At 58.9% G+C, this 6,346-nt stretch carries 4 protein-coding genes; 1 reads left to right on the forward strand and 3 read right to left on the reverse strand.

Annotated elements, in window-relative coordinates; translation table 11 throughout:
• Nucleotides 1-96: 96 nt before the first annotated feature.
• The gene (locus tag IRZ24_RS15360; RefSeq protein ID WP_297165799.1) at nucleotides 97-1,128 is read left to right on the forward strand and encodes a hypothetical protein; all 1,032 of its coding nucleotides are present in this window, start codon (nucleotides 97-99) and stop codon (nucleotides 1,126-1,128) included.
• Between the two features lie 92 nt (nucleotides 1,129-1,220).
• On the opposite strand, the gene rsmG is transcribed toward IRZ24_RS15360, so the two are convergent.
• The 3 genes from rsmG to IRZ24_RS15375 form a co-directional block, all read right to left on the reverse strand.
• Nucleotides 1,221-1,961 (reverse strand): 16S rRNA (guanine(527)-N(7))-methyltransferase RsmG, encoded by a 741-nt coding sequence (gene rsmG, locus IRZ24_RS15365; RefSeq protein ID WP_297165802.1) that lies wholly within the window; start codon nucleotides 1,959-1,961, stop codon nucleotides 1,221-1,223.
• Nucleotides 1,961-4,051 carry a VWA domain-containing protein gene (locus IRZ24_RS15370; protein ID WP_297165805.1) on the reverse strand — a complete coding sequence of 697 codons (2,091 nt, stop codon included), beginning with the start codon at nucleotides 4,049-4,051 and terminating at the stop codon, nucleotides 1,961-1,963. The genes rsmG and IRZ24_RS15370 overlap by 1 nt, the downstream gene beginning before the upstream one ends.
• Before the next feature lie 129 nt (nucleotides 4,052-4,180).
• Nucleotides 4,181-5,584 (reverse strand): sigma 54-interacting transcriptional regulator, encoded by a 1,404-nt coding sequence (locus tag IRZ24_RS15375; RefSeq protein WP_297165808.1) that lies wholly within the window; start codon nucleotides 5,582-5,584, stop codon nucleotides 4,181-4,183.
• Nucleotides 5,585-6,346 lie beyond the last annotated feature (762 nt).

Genomic DNA, 6,346 nt, shown 5'->3' on the forward strand with positions numbered 1-6,346 from the left:
TTTATATGTTTGCGAATCAGTACAATAGAATAAGAGAGTATTTACATTTACGTGGCGCGGCTGCTTGCCTAAGCCTTAGAAAAAGGAGAACGAGCGGTGGATAGCGTTATCGTCTGTGTGCATGGAAGAAGCGAACAGTGGCATTTGAAGGATCAGCTTCTAGCCGAGTTCCAAGGGGGAATCCTGGAGGGGTTAGAAAGGCTTCCCACGCCGGTCGCGATCGGGCGTGAGCGCATCCTGTTAGCTTTCTACGGCGACCTCTTTCTCCCTGATGCTGTCCTTACCTCGACGGCTGGGGGAACGGCTGGTCAGCGGCTAAGCGCAGCGGCAACCTGGTCAGGAGCAGTGAGTAGCTATCGTGGGTCAACAGTCCAGAGTGCCCAATGCACAGCGCATACGGCTGCAGACCCGCTTTACCAGATCAATGTTGCGCGGGCCATTCTGCGAGAAGCTCACCGGCGGGGCTTGATTGAGAGTGGAGGCGCCGGAAGGGACCAGCATCTACCGCAGGCTGTGGCCCCCTATAGCGGTGGCGGTCTCATCTGGTTGCACTCCCTTCTCGTGCACATTCTCCAGGGACTAGAGCACATTTTCGGGGCGCCTCGCGAGCTGTTGCGGCTCTTTGTCAGCGATGTTGACCTTTACCTCCACAACGCCGCGCTACGGGCCCAGGTTATGGGGCGGGTCCTCGCTCTTCTACGGCAGCAGGCAGACCGCTCGATTATCGTTGTCGCTCACAGTCTTGGGACGGTTGTGGCCTATGACGTGCTCAACACTCATCGTGAGATTCCGATTGCGGCCTTTATCACTCTGGGGTCGCCTTTGGGGCTGAGTCCTTTCATTTATCAGGAGCTGCTGCCGCCGGTGCCACCTGGGCAAAAACATCCATTTCCTACCAATGTGGCCACCTGGCACAACTTTTACGATCCCAATGATATCGTGGCTCTGGTTTCTGGGCTTGCGCCCCTGTTCCCTGGACCGCCGGGGCAAGCCGTGATTTGTACGCCGGTTCAGAATAATCCGTCTGATCCGCACTCACTGACCGGCTATCTGATCCAGCGAGCGGTTGCCCAAGCGATCAACAACGCGCTTGTATGCAAGACATCCCTCCCTTCAAAGCTCAAATGAGCTTTTGCTTGCGTTTCTGCGTTTCCTTTCCTTGTACCTCTTGTGGGAGCTGAGGGAGTAGTCAGCCAGGCTGCCCTTCAGCTCCCACCGAGTTACTCGCCTGCAGGACGCTTGAGAATGGCGGCGTTGTTACGAGGAAACTGCGGGGGACAGGGCTGGTGCTGGCGCCAGACAAGCAGATAGCGCCCATCGTTGAGGCCGGACAAGGTCACTGGCAGCCTTGCCTCAAGTGCCAGGCCAAGTTGCTCGGCTGCTCGCAGCCCCTGGGTCATCTCATCGGGACTATCTCCCTTGCGTGGCAGAACGATGGTTCCTCCTACACGGCAGTAGGGAGCCGCATATTCCAGCACAACGGGCAGGGCAGCTACTGCCCGTGCTGTCACCACATCGAAGGTTCCGCGGTAGGCCTGGTCATGTCCCAGCAGCTCGGCGCGTCCATGCACGACGGTGACTTGCTCCAGCTCCAGCACCTGGCAGATATGGTGCAGAAAAGCCACTTTGCGCGCGGTTGCCTCTAGTAAGGTTACCGTCCAGGCCGGACGCACAATCTTGAGTGGCAGACCGGGAAAGCCCGCGCCGCTCCCGATATCGAGCAGACGGCAAGTGGGCGGATCAACCGCGGTCAGGATTGCTAATGAATCGAGGAAGTGCCGGGTGAGCACTTCCTCGGGGTCGATAATTGCCGTGAGATTTACCCGTTCATTCCAGCGCAGGAGTTCCTCACGGTAGCGCAGGAAGCGGGCTAAGGCTTGAGCAACCTGCGCGGCAGCCTGGGGCACCTGTGCATAAAGCTGCTGTACGAAGGCTTGCAGCGTCTCCTCTGCCTCGCTCATCACGAGATCCGCTTACGCTTACTGTTGAGATAGTCGATCAGCAGGTATTCACCCAGATTGTTCTTATCGGCGTAGAAGGTGCGTCCGCGATTAATCTCAGCCATCTGGTTGACAAAGCTGACCATCCAGCGGTCGTCTTCCAGCATGAAGGTGTTGATCGTGATTCCCTCACGCGTGCAGCGCTGGACCTCCAGGAGAGCCTGCTGCTCAGCCCAGGGATTGGGTGGATAGGCAAATTGCCAGCCGCCCAGTTCCTCCTCGTACCAGACTGTTGGGCCACCATCAGTCACCAGGATAATTTGCTTGTTGACTCCGCGATGGCGTGAGAGCAACTGGCGCGCCAGCATTAGCCCATGCGCCAGATTGGTTCCCTGGCTATGATCGTAGCGCCCGATCTCGATCAGCTCCTCCGGCTTGTATTCACGCGCCACGAAGGAGAAGCCCACGATATAAAGATTGTCGCGTGGGAACTGCGAGCGAATCAGGCTCTCCAGGGCGACCGCGACTTTTTTGGCCGCCTGTTGACAGCCGTTATAGATCATGCTCATGCTCATATCGAGCATCAGCACCGTTGACGATTGTGTCGTGAATTCTGTGCGGTAGACTTCGAAATCTTCCTGAGAGAGCCTGATAGGCGTGCCCGTCCCATTGCGGTAGACGGCATTCATGACCGTCTTCTGCAGATCGAGCAGGAAAGGATCGCCGAACTCGTAGCGCTTGCTTTCGTCGGTGCGCTCGCCGCCTGGGCCGCGGAAAGGACTGACGTGGCGTCCGAAGCCATCGCGCTTGAGCTTGTCGAAGATGTCTTGCAGCGCTTTCTGACCAATCTTACGGATGGCGCGCGCCGTCAGCTCCCAGCGGTTCCCCTTCCTTTGAATATAGCCGGCCTCCTCCAGAACCTTCATCAGGGCCTTCAGCTCCTCCAGAGAGCGGTACTCCTCTGAGCCGAGTAACTCGCGCACTTTCTCGCTATCGATAGCCTCTAGGTCATCGAGGCGCCGCGCTTGCTGGAGCTGCTCTTCCAAGCCCTCCATCTGCTGCAGGCGCCCCATCATGCGCAGGGCCTCATTGAAGGGGAGTGGTTCGCTGCCTCGGAAGGGGAAGCGCATCCGATAGTCGTCCAGAGGGGCCAGAGCCTGGAGATTCTGCGCCAGCTCCATCAGATCGACCCGAATGCGATCATCGCCGATGAGCTGCTCCATGAGGTTTTCCAGCTCCTGGCGCTGCTCCGGGGAGAGGTTCTCAAGCAGGGCCTGCATGGCCGCCATCCGTTGCTGCATTTGCTCGATGAGATCATCGAGGGTATTGACCCCTGGGAAGTACTCGCCATACTTCTCCATGAAGGAATCGAAGTCCGGGTTGAGGCCCTGCTGCCGTTCGCGCAGCATGCGGTTCAACTCGCGGATCATCTCACGCAAGCGGGCGATATCCTCGGGCGTCATGCTCTGCAACGACTGGCGCATGCCCTGGAAAAACTGCTGCATCATCTGCTGGCGCAGACTTTCCAGCAATTCATTGAACTTCTCGCGCGCCGCCTCTTCCATGAAGTCATATTCGGAGAGCGCCTTGATCTGCCCAGGGAGATCACGAGGTAAGCTCTCCAGATACTGCTTTTTACGTTGGGCAATAGTCTCCAACATGCGACGCTTCTGTTCGGGCGTCAGCTCGTCGCTGCCCGCAGCGGACTGCTCGCCGCCAGCCGCCTCGGCCTGCTGGGCTTGTGCGGCCTCGGCCAGCTCACGAGCTTCTTTGAGGCGGCGCTCGATCCCCTCGCGCTCGAGCTGCTTAATCTCCTCCAGTTTCTGGCGTAGATCATCCATGACGCCGGAGGCCATATTGTAGCGATTGAGGAGTTGACTACGCTGAGCGCGTAGCCGCTCCAGCAGTTCGCGCAGACCGAGATTGCGTCGTCCATCAGGCAATTGTATGCCTTCTTGCATTAGGCGACGGAGGGCCTGCTGCAAATCACCTCGCTCCAGATAGTCATCGGCAAGGGCGCGCATGATATCATCAGCATCAAGGCCCTCAATTTCCTGGGTCCCGTCCCAGCGCGAATAGCCGTAGCGGGTTCGAAAAAAGCGCTTCAACATGGGAATCTCCCTCTACTCCCCGCAGCACCTCGCTCCACCCACCCTGGACCGAGGCCGCTGCCGGTACGTCCGAGACCGGCAACGGAAGGCTCAGGCCTACAGCGCCTGGGTGAAGCTACAGTGAGCCGCTTAGCGTCGATAACGGATCTTGCCACTCATCTCATCCTTATTGAGGCGGCGATTCAGATGGAGGCCCTCAAGAATGAACTCAACCGCCGAAGCAATGGTAGCGGGATGGCCACGGGCCTGCAGCTTATCGATCGCCTTGCTTAGTCCACCGACGCGCGAGAGTTGATTGACATATTCCATCGCCGGTAGGTCGTCGCCGACTTGCACGCTCAAGCCACGCTCAAAGCCCGCCAGCAGTTGCTCAAACTCGCGCGGCTCAAAGTACTGGCCAAAGACTTCAGCCACCGCTCCGTTGATCAAGCGACCGATGACGCGCTCTTCTTTGACCTCTCCCACGGTGTCTAGTTCAATCTTGCCGCTCGTTGAAGCGATAATCGCCGAGAGGTCGCTTACGCGCGGAGCCGCCACGCGCTCACCCAATCGTAGGGCACGGCGGCAGGCGTTGCTTACGACGTTCTCGTAATTGGTGATTGAGACGCGTACACTGACGCCGGAGCGCTGGCTAATGTCGTTGCTACGCCGGGCGAGGTGGGTAACCGTGGCGATGATCTCTTTCATGAAGCGTGGGACCACGACCTCCAGCCCGTCGGTGGGGAAGCGGCTACTTTCCGCCTCCATGATTTGGATCTCGTGCTCAATATCGAGTGGGTAATGGGTCCGAATCTCTGACCCAATGCGGTCCTTGAGCGGCGTGATGATGCGCCCGCGGTTGGTATAATCTTCGGGGTTAGCGCTGGCCACCACGTAGACGTCTAGCGGCAATCGAATCTTATATCCCCGGATCTGGACGTCGCGCTCTTCCATGATGTTGAGTAGTCCGACCTGGATGCGCTCAGCCAGGTCAGGTAGCTCGTTAATACAAAAGATGCCGCGATTGGTCCGGGGGATCAGGCCGTAGTGAATAGTCAACTCGTCCGAGAGATAGCGCCCTTCGGCAACGCGCACCGGATCGACCTCACCGATGAGGTCAGAGATGGTGATGTCCGGCGTGGCTAGCTTCTCGCTGTAGCGACGATCCCGCGGGAGCCAGGCAATTTCCACCTTGTCGCCCTGCTCAGCCACCTTATCGCGGCAGGCTTTGCAGATCGGCGCATAGGGATTATCGTTGATTTCACAGCCAGCAATGACCGGGATCTCCTCGTCAAGCAAATTGACCAGGCTGCGCGCCATGCGGGTTTTGGCCTGGCCACGCTCGCCGAGAAAGATGATATCCTGGCCGGAAAGGATCGCATTCTCGATCTGGGGGATCACGGTGTCCTCGTAACCAATGATCCCGGGAAACAGTTCCTCTCCTTTGCGGATCTTCTCGATGAGATTTTTGCGCATCTCTTCTTTGACGGAGAGGACCCTGTAGCCACTTTCTCGCAGTTCTCCGATTGTGCGCGGTTGTGTTGTGATGGTCATTCCGCTCTAAGCTACCTTTCTCGGGGGTGGTTACGTGCGCGATCTGGGCCTCTGGCGCTCTTGGCGCTCAACGCTGCGCGCTCTCCCCTGCGCCTGGCTTCAGCGCTGGCCGTCTGTCGAGCTGGCAAGTGACACTGCGCCGCGCCTACGAACGACGCGGCCTGCGCCGACACTCCTCTTGCGCAGGGACAGTGCCGCTGCGAGCAGGCGGTGGGAGGCAGCCGCCCCGTCGCCGCCGCTGAGGCTGGGCTGGCCTGACCGGGTGCGTCAGACTGGCAACGGGCAGAACCCCTGGACCGCCCCGTGGCTGCTGACCAGCTACGGGCGTGGGGGTCTCCAGACGCCCACTCACCAGGAAAACGTGTGGAACCTATCCTATTCTATCTTCTAGAGAAAGAAAGCGCAAGGGCAACGGCAGCGAGCAGACTTTGAGCAGCTTTTGAGCAGACTCTGCCTTTTCTTGAGCGTTCCTTGAGGTAACCGCTTCTATAATGAGGGTAACGCTCACAGAGCGGAGCCGCGGAGGCCATGACTTCCTCCTCGTTCTTGCTGCCTAGGCAAACGAGCCGGAGGGTGAAGTGAGGATCGCTGCGGCTTCCCGCCCTGCAGAGAAGGAGGGAAAGCTCATGCCCGGCAATCAGTCAGCACGAGCATCGCTCGTCCCCGCTGAGGCCGATATGCAGCCTGCCCCGGCAGCTCAGGAGAGCTTGGGTCCAGGGCTGAGACGCGCCGTGGGGGTCTGGGGGTCCTACACCTGGGGGT

This window comes from Thermogemmatispora sp. (assembly GCF_019683755.1).
Classification (GTDB): Bacteria; Chloroflexota; Ktedonobacteria; order Ktedonobacterales; family Ktedonobacteraceae; genus Thermogemmatispora.